This is a genomic window from Qipengyuania rhodophyticola (assembly GCF_042493225.1).
Classification (GTDB): Bacteria; Pseudomonadota; Alphaproteobacteria; order Sphingomonadales; family Sphingomonadaceae; genus Erythrobacter.
Genome location: NZ_CP170454.1, coordinates 505,528 through 524,494 on the forward strand (window position 1 = coordinate 505,528; position 18,967 = coordinate 524,494).

Consider the following 18,967-nt stretch of genomic DNA (forward strand, 5'->3'; position numbering starts at 1 on the left):
AACAAGGCAACAGGGCAAAAAAATAACCTATTTGGTGATTTATGTTGACATTGTAACGATACCTGGTTAGAGAAACGGAACATCACGATAGTGTGATTCGCTCCGTAGCGCTGCTTACCAAATAGCCCTGCGAAAGACCCACCCCCTCCGGAGACTGATCAATGGATCGTGAGCAATGCTCCGAAGCAAAGAGCTGTGCCGATTGCCCAAAAGCGAACACCTGCTCCGACTGGCATGCGACATTTTTTAACGGGCTCGCCGAAACATCGAATGTGAAAGCCGCGATAAAACGCGCCAAAATCTCGGCATCGCATGTGTATCGGCTCAAACGCGAAGACCCCGCATTTGCCAACCAATGGAATGAAGCTTTGTTGCAGGGGTATGAGAGCCTCGAGCTCGAAACACTCGGCCGGTTGCGCCACGGCATGATTAGCAATGATCGCAAATATGACATTGCCAATGCCTTGCGCCTACTTGGCATGCACCGGGATACTGTGGCGAAACACCGCGCTTTCAAAGCGCACAACAATGAAGAGGCTGTGATCCAAGCGATTAACGCCAAAATCTCGGCTTTGCGTCACGTTGAGCAAACCGCCGTGCGGACGATCGATCTACTGCCAGCCAAGGCATCAGAACAAGAACCTCGGCAAGGAGGGGAAAAGGCCAAAGTGATCGAGGGCAAAGGCAGTGAGAGCTAGACTATGCCTGGTCAACAATTGCGCGAATGGCTGATCTCACATGACGCCAATGAACGAGCCGAATTACTAGCCCAATTGAGCGAGGAAGAACGCGATGCTTTAAGCCATCACTGGCGCGTATGGGCGCGCCCACAACAGCTCGCCCCAACCGGACCTTGGCGGGTTTGGCTGATCTGCGCCGGGCGCGGCTTTGGCAAGACGCGTGCAGGTGCGGAATGGGTCAAGCAGGTCGCTCGTGATACGCCCGATGCGCGCATTGCTTTGGTGGGCGCATCGATGGCTGAGGCGCGCTCGATCATGGTCGAAGGAGAAAGCGGATTGCTGGAAAATTGCGCAGCGGCTGAGCGGCCTCAATTTGAGCCTTCGCGCGGCCGCCTCACCTTTGCGAGCGGTGCACACGCCTATCTTTATTCAGCGGCAGAACCGGAGAGCCTGCGCGGCCCCCAGCATAGCCATGCCTGGTGTGACGAAATCGCCAAATGGGACAATGCCAGCGAGCGTGCGATGCGCGCCTGGGACAATTTGCAAATGGGCATGCGGCTCAGCGAAACGCCGCAGACCCTGGCAACCACTACGCCGCGCAATGTGACTTTGATGAAACGTTTGCTCAAAGGCGAAAAGAGCGGAGATGTCACGGTCACCAGGGGCACGACATTTGATAATGCCAGCAATCTACCGGCCGCATTTGTAAAGGCGATGCAGACTGACTTTGGCGAATCTCGCTTAGGTCGGCAAGAGCTGCACGGTGAAATGCTGAGCGATATTGAAGGCGCGCTGTGGACGCGCGTGATGCTGGACAATGCGCTCGATACGAGCAGCTCAAGCAGTAAAGATCGCGAGCTTGTACGCATTGTTGTGGCCGTCGATCCGCCAGCATCGGCCAAAGGGGATGCATGCGGCATTATCGTGGCGGGGATCGATGCGAGTGGCACTGGCCATGTACTAGCCGATTGTACGGTCGAACAAGTCAGCCCGGAGCAATGGGCCCGCGCGGTCGCCAATGCAGCACAGGAATGGGAAGCGGACCGCGTTGTTGCCGAGGCCAATCAGGGCGGCGCGATGGTATCGAGCGTCTTGCAGGCCACCGGCAGCACTTTGCCTATCAAGCTGGTCCATGCCAGCCGCAGCAAATCGGCCCGCGCAGAGCCGATTGCCGCGCTCTATGAGGCCGGGCGCGTGGCACATAAGAAGATGTTCGCCCAGCTCGAAGACCAATTATGCGGCCTGATTGCAGGCGGCGGATACCAAGGGCCCGGACGCAGTCCCGACCGGGCCGATGCGCTGGTCTGGGCGCTGACTGAATTGATGCTCACACCGCGCGGCGCGCCCAACATCAGGCGCGTCCGATAAGCGAAACCACCCTTCCAATCTTAGGGAAAATCTATGTCTATTTTCGACAATCTGGCCACCGCCTTCAAAGGCGGGGGATCATCACGCGTGCCTATTACTCGGGGCCATATTTCGCCTTGGGCCGTGGCAATCGGTCATGCCGATATGCGGCAGGGCTTTGAATATCGCGGCGCGGTGGACGATGCGTATATGGCAAATCCCGTCGCTCAGCGCGCGGTGCGGATAATTTCAGAAAGCATTGGCGGCGCGCCGGTCCAGACCGATAATGTGGATCTGTCGCGGCTCGTGCTGGCCTCCTGCGGGACGCAGCCTTTGCTCGAAGTGATCGCCGCGCAGTTGGCTCTACACGGCAATGCTTACGTGCAGATCATGCGCGATGGTGCCGGCGTACCGGTTGAGCTTTTCCCGCTTCGGCCAGACCGGGTTACCGTCAATGCAGGCAAGGATGGGTGGCCCGCCAGCTATCGGTATCGACTGGATGAGCAAGTCATCGATATCCCGCTTGAGGATGAGGATGGCTGGCCCTGCATCATCCACCTCAAGGGCTTCAACCCGCTGGATGATCATTACGGCGCTGGGTGTTTACGCGCCGCGCATCAGGCGGTGGCGATCCACAACGCGGCCAGCGATTGGAACCGAGCTTTGCTCGAGAATGCGGCCCGCCCCTCAGGCGCTTTGGTTTATGAAAGCGAGGACGCGGCGGGGCTTACTCCGGCTCAGTTCGACCGGCTGAAAGAGGAATTGAACGAGGTCTATCAAGGCAGCGCCAACGCTGGGCGCCCTATGCTCTTGGAGGGCGGATTGTCGTGGCAATCGATGTCGCTGAGTCCCGCCGATATGGATTTTGCGACGCTCAAATCGGCCGCCGCAAGAGACATTGCGCTGGCCTTTGGCGTCCCGCCCATGTTGCTCGGTCTGCCGGGTGACAACACTTATGCCAATTACCGCGAGGCGAACCGCGCCCTGTGGCGGCTCACGCTATTGCCGCTCGCCAAGCGCCTGCTCGATGGGTTGATGACCGGCCTTGGGGATTGGTTCCCTGACGCAACTATCGCCGTCGATCTCGATCAAGTTCCAGCTCTCTCGGAGGACCGCGAGCGATACTGGTCACAGATTAGCGACGCCGATTTCCTGACGAATGATGAGAAACGCAAGCTCCTCGGCTTTGCTGCGAAAGGTGATGATCAATGACACGCGAAGATATGCTCACACGGCTAATCGCTCAGGCGGAAAGCGATGGCGGCGATTTGGTCACATTGCGGGCCGTGGTTGAAGAAGCCACGGAACTGGGCGCTAGCCGCGTGTTGGGCCGCCTCGGCCTTGGCGATGAGGATGCCCAAGATGACATTGATGAATTGCGCGAGCTGCTTTCGGCATGGCGCGACGCAAAAGCAAGCGCGTGGAAGGCCGCGGTCGAATGGCTGGTCCGCGCGGTTCTCGCCCTCCTGCTGATTGGCATTGCCGTCAGGCTAGGCGTTGGAGACATGCTCTCATGAGCGGCCAGCCACAGGCTCTCAAATTCGCCGGATATGCTGCTTTATTCGGCAAAGCAGACGGCGCGCGTGATACCATCATTCCCGGCGCTTTTGCCCGCAGCTTGAGTGAGCGGACAACGGACCTCCCGCTCTATTGGCAGCACCTACCGGAAAAGCAGATCGGCTGGGTGAGCGTGGCACGCGAGGATAGGCGCGGCCTGCAAGTAATTGCCACCATCACAAATCCGCATAGCCGCGCAGCTGAATTGCTTCGCCGCAAAAAGGTGAGCGGGCTCAGTTTCGGCTACCTGGCGCGCGGATTTCGCCGCACGCCAGTTGGCCGCGAGCTAAGCGAGATTGATCTGTTTGAAATCAGCCTCGTGACGCACCCGCTGCACCACGATGCCCGCGTGCATTTGATCAGCGAATAAAGCGCCATGCATCGCTCTACCGGGCCGCCACTTCTGCTGGCGGCCTTTTTTGTGCCGCCAACCCAAGCAAACTCAAGACGACCAAAACCTACCCCCTCGAAAGGTGAAAACCACATGGAAAATGTACCCACTCCTATGACCGCCCAAGACGAGCAGCTTGACGCGAGCTTCGACATTGTCGCTCGCCAAGATCAGGCCGATGAGGCCATCACTGCACTGCGCAGCGACGTTGATGAGGTGAAAGCACGCGTTGACAAAATCGGCCGCGCAGCCGTCCGCCCGGCAATCTCGGGCACTGAGGAAAGCACCGAAGTTAAAGGCTTTGTCGATGGCTATTTGCGCCGCGGCCAGGAAAGCGAAATTAAGTCGATCAGCGGTGTAACATCAAGCGAAGGCGGATTTGCTGTACCACGCCAGATTGACGCTATCATCGCCAGCGAATTGGCTGAAATCAGCCCAATCCGCGGAATCTCCCAAGTCGTGCAAACCGGTAGCGCGGGCTACCGCAAGCTTATCGCCACCGGCGGAACCGCCAGCGGCTGGGTCAGCGAAGCGGCAGCTCGTCCAGAAACAGACACGCCAGAATTTGCCGAAATCGCCCCGCCAACTGGTGAGCTCTACGCCAATCCTGCCGCAAGTCAGGCGATGCTGGACGATGTTGGCTTTGATCTGCCGAATTGGCTCGCGAGCGAGATCGCAATGGAGTTTGCCCGCGCTGAAGGGGCAGCCTTCGTGAACGGCTCGGGCAGCGACCAACCTGAGGGCTTTCTATCCGCCGCAACCTCGACAGCTGCTGATGGCGTGCGTGCCTTTGGCGCGCTCCAATACATCGGCTCGGGCGATCCAGATGGCTTTGATGCTAATCCCGATGCTCGGCTCATTGATCTGGTCCACACTATGAAAGCGGGCCACCGTCAGGGCGCCAGCTTTGTCATGAACTCCGCTACGCTTGCCGAAGTGCGCAAGCTAAAAACCAATGATGGCGCATTCCTGTGGCAGCCGGGTCTGGTCGAGGGTCAACCGGATCGCTTGCTGGGCTATCCTGTGGTCGAAGCAGAAGACATGCCGGATATCGCGGCAGATGCCTTCCCAATCGCCTTCGGCAACTTCCGCCATGGCTATCTGATTGCTGAGCGCAGCGCGACGCAAATCCTGCGTGATCCGTTCACCAACAAGCCGTTCGTGCATTTCTACGCGACCAAACGCGTGGGCGGACAAGTGCTCGATTCCAGCGCGATCAAACTGCTGAAAATCGAAGAGTAAGGGCGCTAGTCGCGGCTCCTCCCCTGGCCGCATACGCCCGCCTGCGCCGTCCCCTCCTCCCCGGCGGCGCAGGCACTTTAGTTTACACACTTTCCGACAGGAGATCCGAATGGTGCGCACCGCTGTGTCCCATCCCGATTTCAGCGGCGAACCGCTTGGCGACCTGAAGCAATTCTTGTCGATCACGGTTGAACGCGACGATGCCCTACTTGAACGCCTCCTGCAAAGCGCACATGCGCTGTATGAGAGCTTCACCGGGCGCATCGCGCTGGCCTCTGTTTTTGATGAAACAATTGCGCCAAGCGGCGCGTGGCAAACCCTCAATACAAACCCTGTGATCTTGATCAGCCAAGCCGAGCTGATTGACCCTGACGGCGTTCTCGAAGCCCTCAGCGGCAGTGATTATGATGTGCGTATCGATGCAGATGGCATGGCGCAGGTACGAATGGTCAAAAGCACACCTAGCGATGCCCGGCTAATCGTTCGCGTTGCTGCGCAATCGGCCTCGTCCTGGGCGACTTTACCGCCTGACATCCGCCATGGCCTCGTCCGCTTGGCAGCACATGCTTACCGCGAGCGCGACAATGGCTCAGATGGCGGCGCTATTGGCACTCCGCCCAGCTCGGTTGCGGCCCTGTGGCGCCCGCATCGAAGGATGCGGCTATGAACGGGTCGGCTGATACATTCACACGCCTTGCCAGAGCGCTCGGCGAAAAGGCGGAAGCTATCGCTCACAGGCGCGCATTGGCGCGGCAAGCCAGCATGCGGCGGGCCGGAACGCATTGGCGCTCTGCCCCGTATCTGTGGCCGCTCTTTGGGTCAGGGGGTTAGCGCATGGAAAGCCAATTTCGCACTGACCTCATCACCTGGCTCAGCGATGATCCAGGCCTTGATGCGCTGATCAACAGAATTGAAGAGGAAAGCCCGCTTGAGGGCCAACCTCCGACACTGTCCATCGCATCAAGCGCTAGCGCAGACTGGAGCTCCAAAAGCGGCATGGGCCGCGAAGTGCGCGTCGCGCTGGAGCTGGTGGATCGCGGTGATCAGGCCGCCACCATTACGCGGGCTATCGAGCTGATTGAATTGAGGATCGCCGCTCTTTCGCCAGACCAAAATGGCTACCGCATCGTCGTCACACAATTCATCCGCAGCCGCGCTGAACGCCGGCCGCGTTCTTTGCGCGCGGTTCTTCTCGAATACCGCTTCCGCCTTCTTAAAAACACCACGGAGTAACCCGCTATGCCCGCCCAAAATGGAGCCGCCTTCCTGCTCAAAATCAGCGATGGAAGCGCCACCCCCACATACGAAACAGTCGCTGGTCTTCGCACCACACAAATGTCAATCAATGGCGATACTGTTGTCGTCACTCATAAGGAATCGGATGGCTGGCGAGAGCTGCTGTCCGGCGCGGGATCGCGCTCCGTTTCGGTATCGGCCAGCGGTATTTTCCTAGGCAGCAATGCCGAGGGCGCAATCCGCAGCCATGCCCTGGCCGGCACGCTCGACAATTACGAACTATCGTTTGAAGACGGCGCGCGGATGCAGGGCAAGTTCCTTGTCGAGCGGCTCGACTATGCAGGTGATTTCAATGGCGAGCGGACCTATTCGCTCCAGCTTGAAAGCTCCGGTGAAGTCACGCCAATATGACCGCGCGAGCGAACCCGTTGCGCGGCGAGGCGTGTCTGGAAATCTCCGGCACAAAGCATCTTTTGCGGCCCAGCTTTTCGGCCCTTGTTTGCGCGGAGGAGGAGCTCGGCTCGCTTTTCGCGCTAGTCGAGCGAGCGGGCAATGGCGAACTGCGTCTTGCCGAAATGGCAACGCTGTTTTGGCACTGTCTTGAACGCCAAGAGGCTGTGTCGCGCGAGCAAATGGGCGAGGCTATTCTCACCCTTGGCCTCGCCAATTGTACCGCGCCCCTCAAGGTAATTTTGGGCGAAATTTTGCGCGGACGCACATGAGTGAGCACTTCGCTGAAGCGGTTGCCGAGGTCTTTGGCCACGCCGCGCAGCATCTTGGCTGGACGCCCGGCACCTTCTGGCAAGCAACCCCCGCAGAGCTTGAAATGGCGATGCGGCCAGCGGGCCAGCACAGCACCGCGCCGCCCACGCGCGACCACATCATGCAGCTAATCAAACAGGACAAAGACAATGGACGATGATTTTGACGAGCTGCTTGTCCAAGTACGAGCGGACACATCTGGCTTTGAAGATGACATCAAATCAATGCGCAGCGCTTTCGACAGCAATCTGGTTGATGGCTTTGGCAAGGCAGGCGATGTTCTGGAACGCGGGCTTTTGTCAGCGCTGAGGCGTGGCAGTCTCGGCTTTGATGACCTCAAACGCATTGGTTTGAGCGCACTCGATGCCATTGCAAAGCAAGCGCTGGATATTGACTTCGGCGGCCTGTTCGGCAGTGGGCAATCGAGCGGTAGCGTGGGACTTGGCTCTTTACTTTCCGGCGCGCTGGGCGGCCTGCTTGGCCTGCCAGGCCGTGCAATCGGCGGCGATGTTAGCCCGGGTAGGCCATTCCTTGTCGGGGAGCGCGGACCAGAGGTCTTCGTCCCTACAACCGCAGGGCGGGTTGAAACCGGCATTGGAGCGGGGCGCCGCGATGTCAGCGTATCAATCAACCTAAGCCAGCCACGCGGCACCAATGCGCCGGTCGCTCTGCAACGCTCCAGCCGCCAAGTCGCCAGCGCTGTGCGCCGCGCGCTGTCGCGTTAGAAAGGGGCCGATCATGGCTTTTTGGCTCGCCCAGCAAAGAAACGGGCAAGACAGCGATGTCATCCAGCGATTTGACCCGCGCTTTTGGACTGTCAACTTTCCGCGCCCCGTCATGGCAAGCGCTGTGACGCCCAACCCGCAAACCCTGCGCATTGATTGCGAATTTCATCACGAGGGCGACCTTGCAGGCGTCATTTGGGAAAGCGAGGATACGCTTGATCACCCGCTCCTGCGCTATGAAACTAATCGCGATTATGCGCACACCGTCCTGTCGTTCCGGTGGCGCTCCAATGGCGTCATTGCGCTGGATGTGCCGCATGGACCTACGCTGACGATTGAGGGCCGCGATGCGAGCGGTGCGCCGCGCACTTGGTACGTCCGCCTGTGGAATTATGCGCAAGGCTCGCCTGAGGACGCGCAGATCACGCTGCCTTTCAGCGAGCTGGAATCGGGCTACGGCCTGCCGGGTGAGCTGATTTACCCGGGCGATATTGACCGCATGTTCATTTCGCTGGTGCCGCAGGGTTATGCGCCCGGAAGCACCGATCGGCTGGCAGAGCGCGCCGACGGCTGGGCTGAGCTGTCCGAGATCAATTGCTACGGCGATCACGGCATGCTCACCATTGGCGATGTGTTTGTGCCGCCGCACGATATTCAAATCGCCAGTGCATATGACGACAGCTTCAACCAAACGCCCGCGCGGCTGGTGCGCAGCATTGAGCAACTCGGCTATCGCGGCAAGGTTCTGCATTATGTTGGGATGAGCCATTTCTTCCGGCTCGAGAGTGGTTTGGGCGCGGAGAGCAATCGGCTGCTCGCGGCTAGCGATGGCAGCCTGTGTGAGCCAGCGCGGCGCTGGCATGAGGACTTTTTTGCGGCGCTTAAAGACGCATCACTCACGCCCATCATATCCTTATCTTATGAACTCTTCGCCGAGCATTGCCCGCAGGATTGGCAGCAACTTGCGCATGATGGTTCACCCGGACGAACCGGATGGGTCCCGCCCTCTGCGCTACTGTCGCCAGCCAATACGCAGGCAATGGCGTGGCTGCACAATGTCGCCGCGCGGTTTGTGGGGCTCGCCGAGGGAGTGGGTCAGCCGGTTCACTTCCAAATCGGCGAGCCCTGGTGGTGGGTCCAGCCAGGCACTTTTGCGCCGTGCCTATATGATCCCGCTGCGACCGCGTTTTTCGGCGGAAACCCGCCGGTTATCACCGACATGCGCATAGATCTAGACAGCGCTCAGACGCATTTGCTCGATCAAGCCGGCGCTCTTTTGGCGGCGACTACCCGCGATCTGGGTCAGGCGGTTCGCGATGCTGCGACGGGCCCAGCAGAGATCCTGTTGCTGGCCTTCACACCAACAATTTTCGATGGTCTGATGCCCGAGCTATATCGCTCCAATATGCCCGTCGGCTGGGCCTATCCAGCGTTCGACCGGCTCCAGCTGGAAGATTACGACTGGCTAACCCACGGCGCCGATGCTCAGCGTAAGGCGGCTTATCAAACGGTCAATGCGCGGCTTGGCTACCCCATTGAACGCCAGGATTACCTGTCAGGCTTTGTGCTCAATGCTGAGGATGCAGACGCCTATTGGCGGCGCATTGATGCGGCCCTTGATGAGGCTGCGGCCCGCGGCGTGGAGCAGCTCTTTGTCTGGGCCTTACCGCAAGTAGCGCGCGATGGCTTCACCCGGCTTCCTGCTAACCAATCGGAGGATGATGTGAACCCCTTTGACGATATTGCTTACCCGCTACCCCTTGGCCGCGACATGTCCGCCAGCCCAGAGTTCTCAACCACCGTTGCGGTGACCGCATCAGGCCACGAACGACGCAATGCGCTGTGGTCAGACGCGCGGCTCCAATATGATGTGGGGCCCGGCATTCGGTCTGAGGAAGAGCTGGGCGTGCTACTTGGCTTTTTCCGCGCTCGGCATGGCCCAGCAACCGCGTTCCGACTGCGCGATCCCTATGATTTCAGCACCAATGCGATGACGCAGGAACCAACGGCGATTGATCAACAAATCGGGACGGGCGACGGGATCCAGTCAGTCTTCGATCTGATCAAGTCCTATGGCGAGCAAGTGCGCCGGATAACGCGGCCCGAGCAAAGCTCCATTCTGATCAGTCTCGACGGTGTGCCCACCACATCATGGGATTTTCAAGAAGGTGGCAGCATCGCCTTTCACACCGCGCCGCCTGCAGGCACCGATATCAGGGCAGGTTTTACCTTTGACGTGCCGGTGCGTTTTGCCTCCGACCGCCTCGATATTAGCGGGTTGGACTTCGCCGTGGGTGAGGCTCCATCAGTGCCGCTTGTTGAAGTGCGCGAGGACGTATGAGCAGGACCTTCTTTGACCGGCCTCTCGATACTGTTGCAACCTTCTGGCAGGTGCTGCGCCGCGACGGAGTGACGCTCGGCTTTACCGCGCATGATCGGGATATCTGGTTCGGCGGTATTCTCCACCGAGCGGCGCCTGGAATGCTGCCATCGGCCATTCGCAAAACAGCCTCGCTTCAAGATGATCCGGCCGATGTTGACGGCGCGCTTGCACACGATTCCATTTCGGCAGAAGACCTGGCGAGCGGGCGCTATGACCTAGCGCGGATTGCGATTGGTTTGGTCGATTGGGAAAGCAGAGAAAACGCGGTTTTATATCGTGGCCAGATTGGCTCCGTCAGCCGGGAAAGCGGGCAATTCAGCGCTGAATTGCAATCGGCCAAAATTGATCTCGATGTCGATACTATTCCGCGCACCAGCCCCACCTGCCGCGCGCGTTTCTGTGATCGCGGCTGCACTTTATCGCATACCCGTTTCACCCATCGAGCCACCATCACAGATATCGATTTTGATGCAAATGCATTGGGGTTCACCGGCCTCCAGCTCAGCAATTTTGTTGATGGGGAACTGAGGTTTATTGACGGCCCGCAAGCCGGTTTTCTGATGGGCATTATCGGCACTCAAAACGGCATGCTCACTGTCGATGGCCCATTAGATACCGAACTGATTGCAGGCGCCCAAGTGTCCCTGCGCGAAGGGTGCGACCACACCATTGCGACCTGCACCGCCCGCTTTGACAATGCTGCAAATTTCCAAGGCGAACCGTTCCTGCCCGGCAATGATTTGCTGGTGCAATATCCCGTGCCGCGATGAGTGATTTACCCAGCCGCTTTGCCGATGCCGCGCAGGCTTTGGTTGGCGTTCCCTTCCGAATGTTTGGCCGCAGCCGCGAAACAGGCTTGGATTGTGTCGGACTGGTCATATTGGCTCTGAAGAAGGCCGGTGCCCGCGCCGATTTCGCTGAGCATTATACGATCCGGCAAACACATATCGAGCGTCTCTTACCCTTTGCCAAGCATGCAGGTTTTGCGCTCACGACTGGCCCGGGAAGACGCGGTGACATGCTGCTCGTCCGGCCCGGTCCCGCTCAGCATCATCTGATCATTGTCGCGGGCGAGAACCGCTTCATCCATGCCCATGCTGGTTTGCGCAAAATTGTCGAACATCCAGGGCCGCTTGCGTGGCCGGTTTTGCTGCACTGGCAGCTGTCCGAATGTGAAGAGAGCAAAATATGGCAACCTTGATTTTGACGACTGTCGGAACGCTCATCGGTGGGCCTATTGGCGGCGGCATCGGTGCCTTGATTGGGCGCAGCATTGATGGAGAGATTTTCGGCGCGGGAAGCCGCGAAGGCCCTCGGCTGGAAGAGCTCGCCGTTTCGACCTCGACCTACGGCCAAGCTGTGGGGCGCCATTATGGCCGCATGCGCAGCGCTGGTACGGTCATCTGGGCGACTGACTTTAAGGAGCAGAGCGAAACCAGCGGTGGCAAGGGCAAACCCAAAGTCACGACTTATAGTTATTCAGTGTCTTTTGCTGTGGCCCTTGCATCGCGGCCAATCGAAGGGCTTGGCCGGATTTGGGCGGACGGGAATCTTCTGCGCGGCGCGGCAGGCGATCTCAAAAGCAACGGAATACTGCGCATATATGAAGGGCACGGTGACCAGCCGGTTGATCCGCTCCTTTCTGCCGCTCTTGGCGCGCAATGCCCGGCGAATCGCGGCATGGCTTATGCTGTTTTTGAAGATCTTGAGTTGGCGGATTTTGGCAATCGTATTCCGGCGCTGACCTTTGAGATTTTTGCAGGCGAAGCCTCGGAACTGGCAAGCGATTTGGCGATCCAAACAGGTGCCACAGCGACGCCAGATGCAATACCGCAGGGATTGGAAGGGTTTAGCCACACCAATGGAACCTTGCTCCAAGTCTTTGACCTGTTGAGCGAATTTCACCAATTGGCCCCTCAGCAACAGATCCTGCCGCTCAATATCGCCCCGGCGGGTACCAGTCAGGCAGAGCCTATCATGTTGCCCAGCGCTATTGCCGCCAGCGAGAGCGAGTTTGGTGAGCGTGACGGCACGCAACTAACGAAGCGCGGTACGCCTCGGCGCGCGACCTCGGTCCGCTATTACGATATAGACCGCGATTATCAGGCCGGCGTGCAAAGCAGCAATGGCAGAGCCAGCAATGTTGGCGAGCGGGCGGTAGATTTCCCTGCGGCCCTGAGCGCGGCCAATGCTCAAAGGCTTGCACAGAGAGTATCATTGCGACGTTCAGCCAAAGCCGAGCGTATGATGTGGCGTATCGCTGAGCTTGATCCAGAGCTTGGACCGGGCAGGCTTGTTCGCCTTCCTGATACTTCAGGCATCTGGCAAATCGACGCTTGGGAATGGCGGGATACAGGCATTGAACTGGAGCTTTCGCGTTTCCAATATCCCCAGGCCGCTCAAGGTGGTTCGGACAGCGGCGCCGTTTGGACCCCGCCAGATCGCGCCGCTGCCACTACAGTGCTGCGCGCTTTTGAATTGCCATGGGACGGAACCGGATCATCTGATACGCCGCAAATCTATGCTGCGGTAAGCGCTGGCCCCGGACGGTGGGCTGGCGCAAACTTATCGCTGTCACAAAATGGCGTTTTGTCGGAGATCGCATTTGCACCGGCGGTGAAAGCAGTCGTGGGGCAAACCATTTCTGACCTTCCGCCTTCTAGCGCCCTGATGTTGGAAGGTGATGCAGAGTTATTGGTCGAGCTGCTCGATCCGGAGATGCTGCTCACGAGCACCGATGTGGCTGGCCTTGCGGCAGGTGCAAATCGCTTGCTTATCGGCGACGAGATCGTTCAATTTCTCAACGCGGAAGAACAGTCTGCGGGGCAATGGCGCTTGAGCGGATTACTTCGCGGACGCGGCGGCACGGAGGAAATAGCCCAGCTTAACCAAAGCGCTGGAACAGCTATAACACTGCTCAACGGACGCGTGTTCGACGTGCCGCTGACAAGCTTCGATCCGCAGACCGATCAATTGGCGGCGCTTGGTGTTGGCGACGAACATCCGGTGCTCGCCAACTTCGAAGGCGCAGGCTCCACTCGCAAACCACTCACGCCTGTTCATCCGCGCAGCTCATTCGATGCGCAAGGTGCGTGGCACCTATGCTGGACGCGGCGCGCGCGCGGCGCTTGGAACTGGCCAGATGAGGTGGAAGCGCCGCTAGTCGAGCAGGCCGAAAACTACCAAATCGGTATTGGGCCGGTCTCGTCGCCTTTGATTGAGTGGCACTCAGTAGAACCTCTGGTCTCTCTGGACGCTGCGCAAATGGCGGATATTTCGGCCTCTTATAGCGGCTTGGACATTTGGGTCCGCCAGACGGGAAGTCATGCACGCTCTGATGCTCTGCGCCTCGCGATCGTTCCATAAGTTCACACCAAACCCCCTCATAAGCGAGTAAGTTCGCTAAGGAGTTACTATGCCACACCCGGTTACTTTCCCTTCCGCCTCGGCTCGCTTTTCCATGCCGTTCCTATTTGCCGGCCAATCTCAAAAGGAGTTCTTCGTCAATGAAAGCGTCGCGAGGATCGACGCACTTTTACATCCCACCATTGTCGAAGAACGAGGTGACCCTCCGGCCTCGCCGTCCGAAGGCGACGCATATTTGATCGCCACGACTGCTACTGGGAATTGGGAAGGTAAGGAAGACCAAATCGCGGTTTGGCAAGGTTCGTATTGGCTGCTGATTGAGCCGCGCGATGGTATGATGCTGCGCGATGCTAGTTCGGGTGCCGGCGCCGGTCAGTTGCTTCTTTTTCAAGGGTCATGGATACGGCCTAGCGCGATTGCTGCACCCACTGGCGGAACTAGTGAAGACACAGAAGCACGGGCCGCAATCGAATCAATCCTAAGTGCCTTGCAAGTTTACGGAATTTTACCGTCTCCTTGAAACGCGCCGGTGTTTTCGCAGTACTCAGCCGTGCCCGATAAGTCGATTTAGCGACTAGTCGTGCATGTACCCGGCTGAATCGCGACATTCTTGCAACAGTTCGTTGCATTGTCTGCTTGCCACCGCTTGAGTGAAAGTTTAGATAGCTGCTCACTCGGTGAAATAAATTCGCTAAAAAGGGGAATTATATAATGCGGAAATTCGTCATCGGTATGGCGATGGCCTCTACGGCCCTTGCATCGCCTGCCCTCGCACGTGACGGTCAATGGTATGTCGGCGTTGAAGCTGGCCCATCGATCGTTCAGGACGTCAACTTTGACGTGAATGATGGCTTGGACATAAACAGCATCGAAGCTGACACTGGTTTCGATCTGGGCGGCTTTGTTGGTTACGACTTCGGCGGCTTCCGTCTGGAAGCTGAAACGAGCTATCGTGATTACAATATCGACAGCTTTGCAGCTGGCGCAGCTGGCACCACATTTAACAACACACCAGGCCAGTCTGGCTCTTTCCCAGCTAATGGTGGGATCGACTCGCTCAGCTTCATGCTGAACGGGATGTTGGATTTCGGTGACGACGATGGCCTTCAAGGCTTTGTTGGCGGCGGTGTTGGTGTTGCACGCACAAGCGTTGAAGCAATTCTTGGCGCAAGCGGTCCTGCAACTCTCGATGATTCAGACACTGGTCTTGCTTGGCAGGCTCTTGCGGGCATCCGTGCCCCACTTAACGACAGGTGGGATATCGGTCTAAAGTATCGTTTGTTCAATGCTCAGGATGTATCATTGACAGATGTCGCTGGCCGTACTTTGGAAAATGACATTCGCTCGCACTCGCTTCTGGGTACGTTGACTTACAACTTCGGAGGCGAAGCACCACCGCCGCCACCTCCTCCACCACCACCACCACCACCACCACCGCCACCGCCACCTCCACCACCGCCGCCACCTGCGCCGGTATGTGAGACCGGTCCGTACATCGTGTTCTTCAACTTCGATGAGGCTGAGATCACACCAGAGGCGGCAACAATTCTGGACAATGCGGTTTCGGCTTACGCCAACTGCGGTACAGCAGCGGTCATGCTGGCAGGTCACACTGACCGTTCAGGTTCAGTAGCCTACAACATGGGTCTTGCTGAGCGTCGCAACGGCTCGGTTCGTGATTACCTCACGGCTCGCGGTGTTCCGGACGGTCGGATCGCAAGTGAAGCATTTGGCGAATCGCAGCCACGCGTACCAACCGCTGACGGTGTTCGCGAACTGCAGAACCGCCGTGTTGAGATCACTTACGGTCCGGGTTCCGGCATGTAAGTCTCTCGCATTTGCGACGATGATTGAGGGGTCGGAGCAATCCGGCCCCTTTTTCGTTGCACGAGAGCAAAAAAATATCGCGTCAGTCTGAATTCGGTTATGTAATCGCTCAGACTTAGAAGTTCACTTTGCTCAAACTCGCACATATCGCTGCCCGTCGCTTCACAGGATTAGCGCTTTCAGCGTGCCAAGAAGCTCCACAAACCAATGGCTCTGATGCAAACGTTGACGCGCAAACAGATCCAATCGCCCAGCCGTCTATTTCTGATGCATCCGGCAGCGAAATCGGTTCTGCCATGCTGACCGCTTTGTCTAGCAGCGTCACAGTTCGCTAGCAGACAGTGGGCTTAAGCCGGGCGAGAAAGCGTTCCACCTCCATACCATAGGTGCCTGCGACGAACCTGATTTCAAGAGCGCGCAAGGTCACCTAAACATATTCTCAAACACTCATGGCTCCCTGTCAAAAGGCGGGAAACGCCTGGGGGACCTGCCCAATATCACGGTTGGTGATAACGGCAGTTTTGTTTGAGACCAGCTGCTACAGGTTTGGTTCGCCAGCGGCTTTAGCACGCTCGCGCATCGTGTCGATCGCCGCTGGAACCAGCTTAATCGCAGCCAAAACAGCGATCAGGCCGATTGGCACAATACCAATGGTCGCAAGAACACCAATACCAAGATCATCGCCGTTCCGCGCCGAGACATAGCCCGCGAGATACGGCCCCAGACCAAGCCCTAGCAGGGTCGTGCCGATAAAAAATGTCGCGGTTGCAGTGGCGCGCATTCGCGGCAGAACCAAGGTTTGCGTGGTCGCCGCAGCGGCTCCCAAAGCGGTGGCGGCTAGTGTCCCAGCAAAGAAATTTGCGATGTAGAAGACCGGCTGATTATCGGTGGTGAACATAATCAGCATAGCTGGCAGCGGCATTACCATGCCGAACAAGATCACCCAGACGCGTCCTGATGGAAAGCGCTTCTGCAAAGCGTCGGCGATCGCTCCCCCTAAAATAACCCCTAGGAAGCCAGCCGCAGCGCCAGGCCCGCCAATCCAGAAGCCAAGTTCGCTTTTAGGAATATCAAAGGTCCGTTCAGCGTATGGCGCGCCCCAGTACGACACTGAATAGGCCATAAATGCCACGGTAGAGTAGGCCAGGACTGTGGTCAGAAAAGCAGGCGATCCCCAGATCAGCTTAAAGGTCGCAGCGTCGCGCCCTCGCAATTCAGTTCCCCAGCAAAAGACTGAGTAGAGCCCAACTCCCAAAAACAACCATTGATCTGAAATCGCGGAAATGAACCGGCCAGCACCGCTGCCCAATAAGGACGTCAGGACATACCCAGCGGCAAATATGCTCGCGGCCACAGCGACGTTGACCGCAAGCGCGCCCATTCCACGGCGCGCAGCACCAATGAATGTGAAGGGTGGAATGACAGTGAACAGCTCTTGGAAGAAACCGGCGAACGGTTTTTCAACGGGCTTACTTTCAATACCGTCCATGGCGCCGCGTACCGGCTCGCGCAGGGTCAACACCCACACTGCAAGCAAAAGGCCTGGCAGGCCCACTGCAACGAAAGCAGCTTGCCATCCGACGAGACCCAATGGACCGCCACCAGGATAGGCGGCATTCCATTTCTCAACGATCAACCCGCCAATCAGCAGCGACAAACCACCACCGATATAGAGGCCCGAGCTATAAATGCTCAGCGCTGTCGCGCGCAGTCGGGGTGGGAAATAGTCGGAGATCAAGGAGTAAGCAGCGGGGCTCGCGCTTGCTTCACCTACGCCAACTCCAACTCTTGCCAATGTGAGTTGGGTGCCGTTTTTGGTGAAGCCAGAGAGCGCAGTCATCATTGACCATAGCGCAAGACCGAAGCTCATCAATCTGAGGCGCTTCCAACTGTCTGCTAGGCGCCCGAGCGGTATCCCAAACAAAGCATAGAACACTGCGAACGCTGTGCCGTATAGAAAGCCAAGATATTCGTCGCTAAGGCCGAAATCGGCCTTAATGTCATTTGCGAGGATCGAGAGAATCTGCCGGTCGATGAAGTTAAGCACATAGACCAAGACCAAAACACTTAGCGCATACCAGCTGTACGGTGGCACCGTATCCGGAGCCGCTTGTCCAGCGGCTGGGGCCTGTGTCTCTGCGGCTACGTCAGTCGATTGGGTCAAGCGATATCATTCCACAGCGACGGGTGCGTCAGTTGAATATGCAGTGGTATCGACAAGTCCCGCATCAGCAAAGCCTTTTCGGCGTAGCCTGCACGAATCGCACGCGCCGCATGCGGTCCCATCAGCCATCGGGTCATAGCAAGACCAGCTCAACGCCGGGTCCAGCCCGAGCCGATCACACTCCCGCGCAATGTCGGCTTTGGACATGTGTTGCAACGGCGCGTGGATAGTGAAGGGCGCACCCTCAACCCCTTGCTTGGTCCCAAGCCGGGCCGTTTCCGCAAAGCTCTCGATGAACTCTGGGCGGCAATCTGGATATCCTGAATAGTCGAGCGCATTTACCCCGATAAAGATGTCGCGGGCCGCAGCACTCTCTGCAAAAGCAGTAGTCAGCGCGAGGAAAACCAGATTGCGCGCTGGGACATAGGTGACCGGAATCTCATTGCCGGCCCCCGTCTTGGGAACATCGATATCATCAGTGAGAGCCGACCCGCCAAATTGACGCAGATCCAGCGGCAGAATGACATGGCGCCTCACATCGAGCTTAATCGCAATCTCCACGGCCGATTGAAGCTCACGCCGATGGCGCTGGCCATAGTCGATCGTCAGGGCATGCACCTCAAAGCCTTGCTCAAGTGCGAGGCTTGCACTGACCATTGAATCGAGTCCGCCCGACAGAAGGATAACGGCGGGTCGCTTGTTTTCGGTAAGGGTTGGAGTGTCGGTTAGTGGCATGCCAGAACCGCTAAGCGCGAACGGATATTCCCGCAAGCCGCCGTTTGCATTCTGAGCGCGATCGACAAGAGTCTAGCAGCTACTCACGCGCCGCGCCTCGGCGGAAAATTCGAAGGGGGCGCCCCCTTCAATCCCTTGGCTTTGGATCTGTACCAGAGTGTTGCTTTCGCGCCTGACATTAGTACGGCCATAGCCATTCCCGCGGCACGTATATTGGACGGTCACCTGCTGCGCGCCATCCTCAACAACAAAGCGATTGCAATTGCTTTCGCTGTGGCGAAGCTGGATCAGTTCCAGACCCGTGCGCATGCAGACCCGCCGAGTTTCCTCTCCTGCACCGCGAAAACGAATATCCCAAGCGCCCGGCTCCAACTCGCTCAGCATGGCCAAGTCAGCATTCTGCGCAGCTTCTTGAGCAGCAGCAGACAGGCCGAGCGAAAGCGAGCCAGCAACCAGCGCCATGCCTCCCAATCCTGTCAGTAGTGCTTTTCTCACGAATCTATACTTTCAAACCATTGTTGCAGCTTGAGTATACCATAGCCGCCCAATTAC

At 58.0% G+C, this 18,967-nt stretch carries 21 protein-coding genes and 1 pseudogene; 19 read left to right on the forward strand and 3 right to left on the reverse strand.

Features of this window, described 5'->3' with window-relative positions:
• The first annotated feature begins 161 nt into the window (after window positions 1-161).
• The 19 genes and pseudogenes from ACFCXQ_RS02300 to ACFCXQ_RS02390 form a co-directional block, all read left to right on the forward strand.
• On the forward strand, window positions 162-698 hold the full coding sequence (locus ACFCXQ_RS02300; RefSeq protein ID WP_379552683.1) for a hypothetical protein: 537 nt from the start codon (window positions 162-164) through the stop codon (window positions 696-698).
• Between the two features lie 3 nt (window positions 699-701).
• A complete protein-coding gene (locus ACFCXQ_RS02305) occupies window positions 702-2,048 on the forward strand; it encodes a DNA-packaging protein (protein ID WP_379552685.1) in 1,347 nt (448 codons plus the stop codon).
• Window positions 2,049-2,081: 33 nt separating this feature from the next.
• A complete protein-coding gene (locus ACFCXQ_RS02310; protein ID WP_379552687.1) occupies window positions 2,082-3,239 on the forward strand; it encodes a phage portal protein in 1,158 nt (385 codons plus the stop codon).
• The gene (locus ACFCXQ_RS02315; protein WP_379552689.1) at window positions 3,236-3,544 is read left to right on the forward strand and encodes a DUF6127 family protein; all 309 of its coding nucleotides are present in this window, start codon (window positions 3,236-3,238) and stop codon (window positions 3,542-3,544) included. The genes ACFCXQ_RS02310 and ACFCXQ_RS02315 overlap by 4 nt, the downstream gene beginning before the upstream one ends.
• On the forward strand, window positions 3,541-3,954 hold the full coding sequence (locus tag ACFCXQ_RS02320; RefSeq protein WP_379552691.1) for an HK97 family phage prohead protease: 414 nt from the start codon (window positions 3,541-3,543) through the stop codon (window positions 3,952-3,954). Before ACFCXQ_RS02315 ends, ACFCXQ_RS02320 begins: the two co-directional genes overlap by 4 nt.
• A 114-nt stretch (window positions 3,955-4,068) precedes the next feature.
• On the forward strand, window positions 4,069-5,217 hold the full coding sequence (locus ACFCXQ_RS02325) for a phage major capsid protein (RefSeq protein WP_379552693.1): 1,149 nt from the start codon (window positions 4,069-4,071) through the stop codon (window positions 5,215-5,217).
• 109 nt (window positions 5,218-5,326) lie between these two features.
• Window positions 5,327-5,884 carry a head-tail connector protein gene (locus ACFCXQ_RS02330; RefSeq protein WP_379552695.1) on the forward strand — a complete coding sequence of 186 codons (558 nt, stop codon included), beginning with the start codon at window positions 5,327-5,329 and terminating at the stop codon, window positions 5,882-5,884.
• Between the two features lie 167 nt (window positions 5,885-6,051).
• Window positions 6,052-6,450: a tail completion protein gp17 gene (gene gp17, locus ACFCXQ_RS02335; protein ID WP_379552697.1), complete on the forward strand. Its 399-nt coding sequence runs from the start codon at window positions 6,052-6,054 to the stop codon at window positions 6,448-6,450.
• 6 nt (window positions 6,451-6,456) lie between these two features.
• Window positions 6,457-6,864 carry a phage major tail protein, TP901-1 family gene (locus tag ACFCXQ_RS02340; protein ID WP_379552699.1) on the forward strand — a complete coding sequence of 136 codons (408 nt, stop codon included), beginning with the start codon at window positions 6,457-6,459 and terminating at the stop codon, window positions 6,862-6,864.
• Window positions 6,861-7,175: a gene transfer agent family protein gene (locus tag ACFCXQ_RS02345; protein WP_379552701.1), complete on the forward strand. Its 315-nt coding sequence runs from the start codon at window positions 6,861-6,863 to the stop codon at window positions 7,173-7,175. The genes ACFCXQ_RS02340 and ACFCXQ_RS02345 overlap by 4 nt, the downstream gene beginning before the upstream one ends.
• Complete coding sequence (locus ACFCXQ_RS02350) at window positions 7,172-7,375, forward strand: phage tail assembly chaperone (RefSeq protein ID WP_379552703.1); 204 nt, start codon at window positions 7,172-7,174, stop codon at window positions 7,373-7,375. Before ACFCXQ_RS02345 ends, ACFCXQ_RS02350 begins: the two co-directional genes overlap by 4 nt.
• Complete coding sequence (locus ACFCXQ_RS02355; protein WP_379552705.1) at window positions 7,365-7,940, forward strand: tail tape measure protein; 576 nt, start codon at window positions 7,365-7,367, stop codon at window positions 7,938-7,940. The genes ACFCXQ_RS02350 and ACFCXQ_RS02355 overlap by 11 nt, the downstream gene beginning before the upstream one ends.
• Before the next feature lie 13 nt (window positions 7,941-7,953).
• Entirely contained in the window at window positions 7,954-10,281 is a 2,328-nt protein-coding gene (locus tag ACFCXQ_RS02360; RefSeq protein ID WP_379552707.1) for a DUF2460 domain-containing protein, read from the forward strand.
• On the forward strand, window positions 10,278-11,093 hold the full coding sequence (locus ACFCXQ_RS02365) for a DUF2163 domain-containing protein (protein WP_379552709.1): 816 nt from the start codon (window positions 10,278-10,280) through the stop codon (window positions 11,091-11,093). Before ACFCXQ_RS02360 ends, ACFCXQ_RS02365 begins: the two co-directional genes overlap by 4 nt.
• Complete coding sequence (locus ACFCXQ_RS02370) at window positions 11,090-11,524, forward strand: NlpC/P60 family protein (protein ID WP_379552711.1); 435 nt, start codon at window positions 11,090-11,092, stop codon at window positions 11,522-11,524. The genes ACFCXQ_RS02365 and ACFCXQ_RS02370 overlap by 4 nt, the downstream gene beginning before the upstream one ends.
• Window positions 11,512-13,689 carry a phage tail protein gene (locus tag ACFCXQ_RS02375; RefSeq protein WP_379552713.1) on the forward strand — a complete coding sequence of 726 codons (2,178 nt, stop codon included), beginning with the start codon at window positions 11,512-11,514 and terminating at the stop codon, window positions 13,687-13,689. The genes ACFCXQ_RS02370 and ACFCXQ_RS02375 overlap by 13 nt, the downstream gene beginning before the upstream one ends.
• A 49-nt stretch (window positions 13,690-13,738) precedes the next feature.
• Entirely contained in the window at window positions 13,739-14,209 is a 471-nt protein-coding gene (locus ACFCXQ_RS02380) for a DUF2793 domain-containing protein (RefSeq protein WP_379552714.1), read from the forward strand.
• Window positions 14,210-14,400: 191 nt separating this feature from the next.
• Complete coding sequence (locus ACFCXQ_RS02385; protein WP_379552716.1) at window positions 14,401-15,516, forward strand: OmpA family protein; 1,116 nt, start codon at window positions 14,401-14,403, stop codon at window positions 15,514-15,516.
• A 352-nt stretch (window positions 15,517-15,868) separates the two neighbouring features.
• Window positions 15,869-16,045: pseudogene (locus tag ACFCXQ_RS02390) on the forward strand (superoxide dismutase family protein); the annotation flags it as partial.
• 9 nt (window positions 16,046-16,054) lie between these two features.
• Here ACFCXQ_RS02390 and ACFCXQ_RS02395 read toward each other — a convergent pair.
• The 3 genes from ACFCXQ_RS02395 to ACFCXQ_RS02405 form a co-directional block, all read right to left on the reverse strand.
• Complete coding sequence (locus ACFCXQ_RS02395) at window positions 16,055-17,680, reverse strand: MFS transporter (protein ID WP_379552718.1); 1,626 nt, start codon at window positions 17,678-17,680, stop codon at window positions 16,055-16,057.
• Between the two features lie 6 nt (window positions 17,681-17,686).
• Entirely contained in the window at window positions 17,687-18,415 is a 729-nt protein-coding gene (gene queC / locus ACFCXQ_RS02400; protein WP_379552720.1) for a 7-cyano-7-deazaguanine synthase QueC, read from the reverse strand.
• A 72-nt stretch (window positions 18,416-18,487) separates the two neighbouring features.
• Window positions 18,488-18,910, reverse strand: a complete 423-nt coding sequence (locus ACFCXQ_RS02405) for a hypothetical protein (protein ID WP_379552722.1) — start codon at window positions 18,908-18,910, stop codon at window positions 18,488-18,490.
• Between the last annotated feature and the right edge of the window lie 57 nt (window positions 18,911-18,967).

Coding starts and splice junctions, on each gene's coding strand:
- ACFCXQ_RS02300 (WP_379552683.1), top strand. CDS start 162: ATGGATCGTGAGCAATGCTCCGAAGCAAAGAGCTGTGCCGATTGCCCA.
- ACFCXQ_RS02305 (WP_379552685.1), top strand. CDS start 702: ATGCCTGGTCAACAATTGCGCGAATGGCTGATCTCACATGACGCCAAT.
- ACFCXQ_RS02310 (WP_379552687.1), top strand. CDS start 2,082: ATGTCTATTTTCGACAATCTGGCCACCGCCTTCAAAGGCGGGGGATCA.
- ACFCXQ_RS02315 (WP_379552689.1), top strand. CDS start 3,236: ATGACACGCGAAGATATGCTCACACGGCTAATCGCTCAGGCGGAAAGC.
- ACFCXQ_RS02320 (WP_379552691.1), top strand. CDS start 3,541: ATGAGCGGCCAGCCACAGGCTCTCAAATTCGCCGGATATGCTGCTTTA.
- ACFCXQ_RS02325 (WP_379552693.1), top strand. CDS start 4,069: ATGGAAAATGTACCCACTCCTATGACCGCCCAAGACGAGCAGCTTGAC.
- ACFCXQ_RS02330 (WP_379552695.1), top strand. CDS start 5,327: ATGGTGCGCACCGCTGTGTCCCATCCCGATTTCAGCGGCGAACCGCTT.
- gp17 (WP_379552697.1), top strand. CDS start 6,052: ATGGAAAGCCAATTTCGCACTGACCTCATCACCTGGCTCAGCGATGAT.
- ACFCXQ_RS02340 (WP_379552699.1), top strand. CDS start 6,457: ATGCCCGCCCAAAATGGAGCCGCCTTCCTGCTCAAAATCAGCGATGGA.
- ACFCXQ_RS02345 (WP_379552701.1), top strand. CDS start 6,861: ATGACCGCGCGAGCGAACCCGTTGCGCGGCGAGGCGTGTCTGGAAATC.
- ACFCXQ_RS02350 (WP_379552703.1), top strand. CDS start 7,172: ATGAGTGAGCACTTCGCTGAAGCGGTTGCCGAGGTCTTTGGCCACGCC.
- ACFCXQ_RS02355 (WP_379552705.1), top strand. CDS start 7,365: ATGGACGATGATTTTGACGAGCTGCTTGTCCAAGTACGAGCGGACACA.
- ACFCXQ_RS02360 (WP_379552707.1), top strand. CDS start 7,954: ATGGCTTTTTGGCTCGCCCAGCAAAGAAACGGGCAAGACAGCGATGTC.
- ACFCXQ_RS02365 (WP_379552709.1), top strand. CDS start 10,278: ATGAGCAGGACCTTCTTTGACCGGCCTCTCGATACTGTTGCAACCTTC.
- ACFCXQ_RS02370 (WP_379552711.1), top strand. CDS start 11,090: ATGAGTGATTTACCCAGCCGCTTTGCCGATGCCGCGCAGGCTTTGGTT.
- ACFCXQ_RS02375 (WP_379552713.1), top strand. CDS start 11,512: ATGGCAACCTTGATTTTGACGACTGTCGGAACGCTCATCGGTGGGCCT.
- ACFCXQ_RS02380 (WP_379552714.1), top strand. CDS start 13,739: ATGCCACACCCGGTTACTTTCCCTTCCGCCTCGGCTCGCTTTTCCATG.
- ACFCXQ_RS02385 (WP_379552716.1), top strand. CDS start 14,401: ATGCGGAAATTCGTCATCGGTATGGCGATGGCCTCTACGGCCCTTGCA.
- queC (WP_379552720.1), bottom strand. CDS start 18,415: ATGCCACTAACCGACACTCCAACCCTTACCGAAAACAAGCGACCCGCC.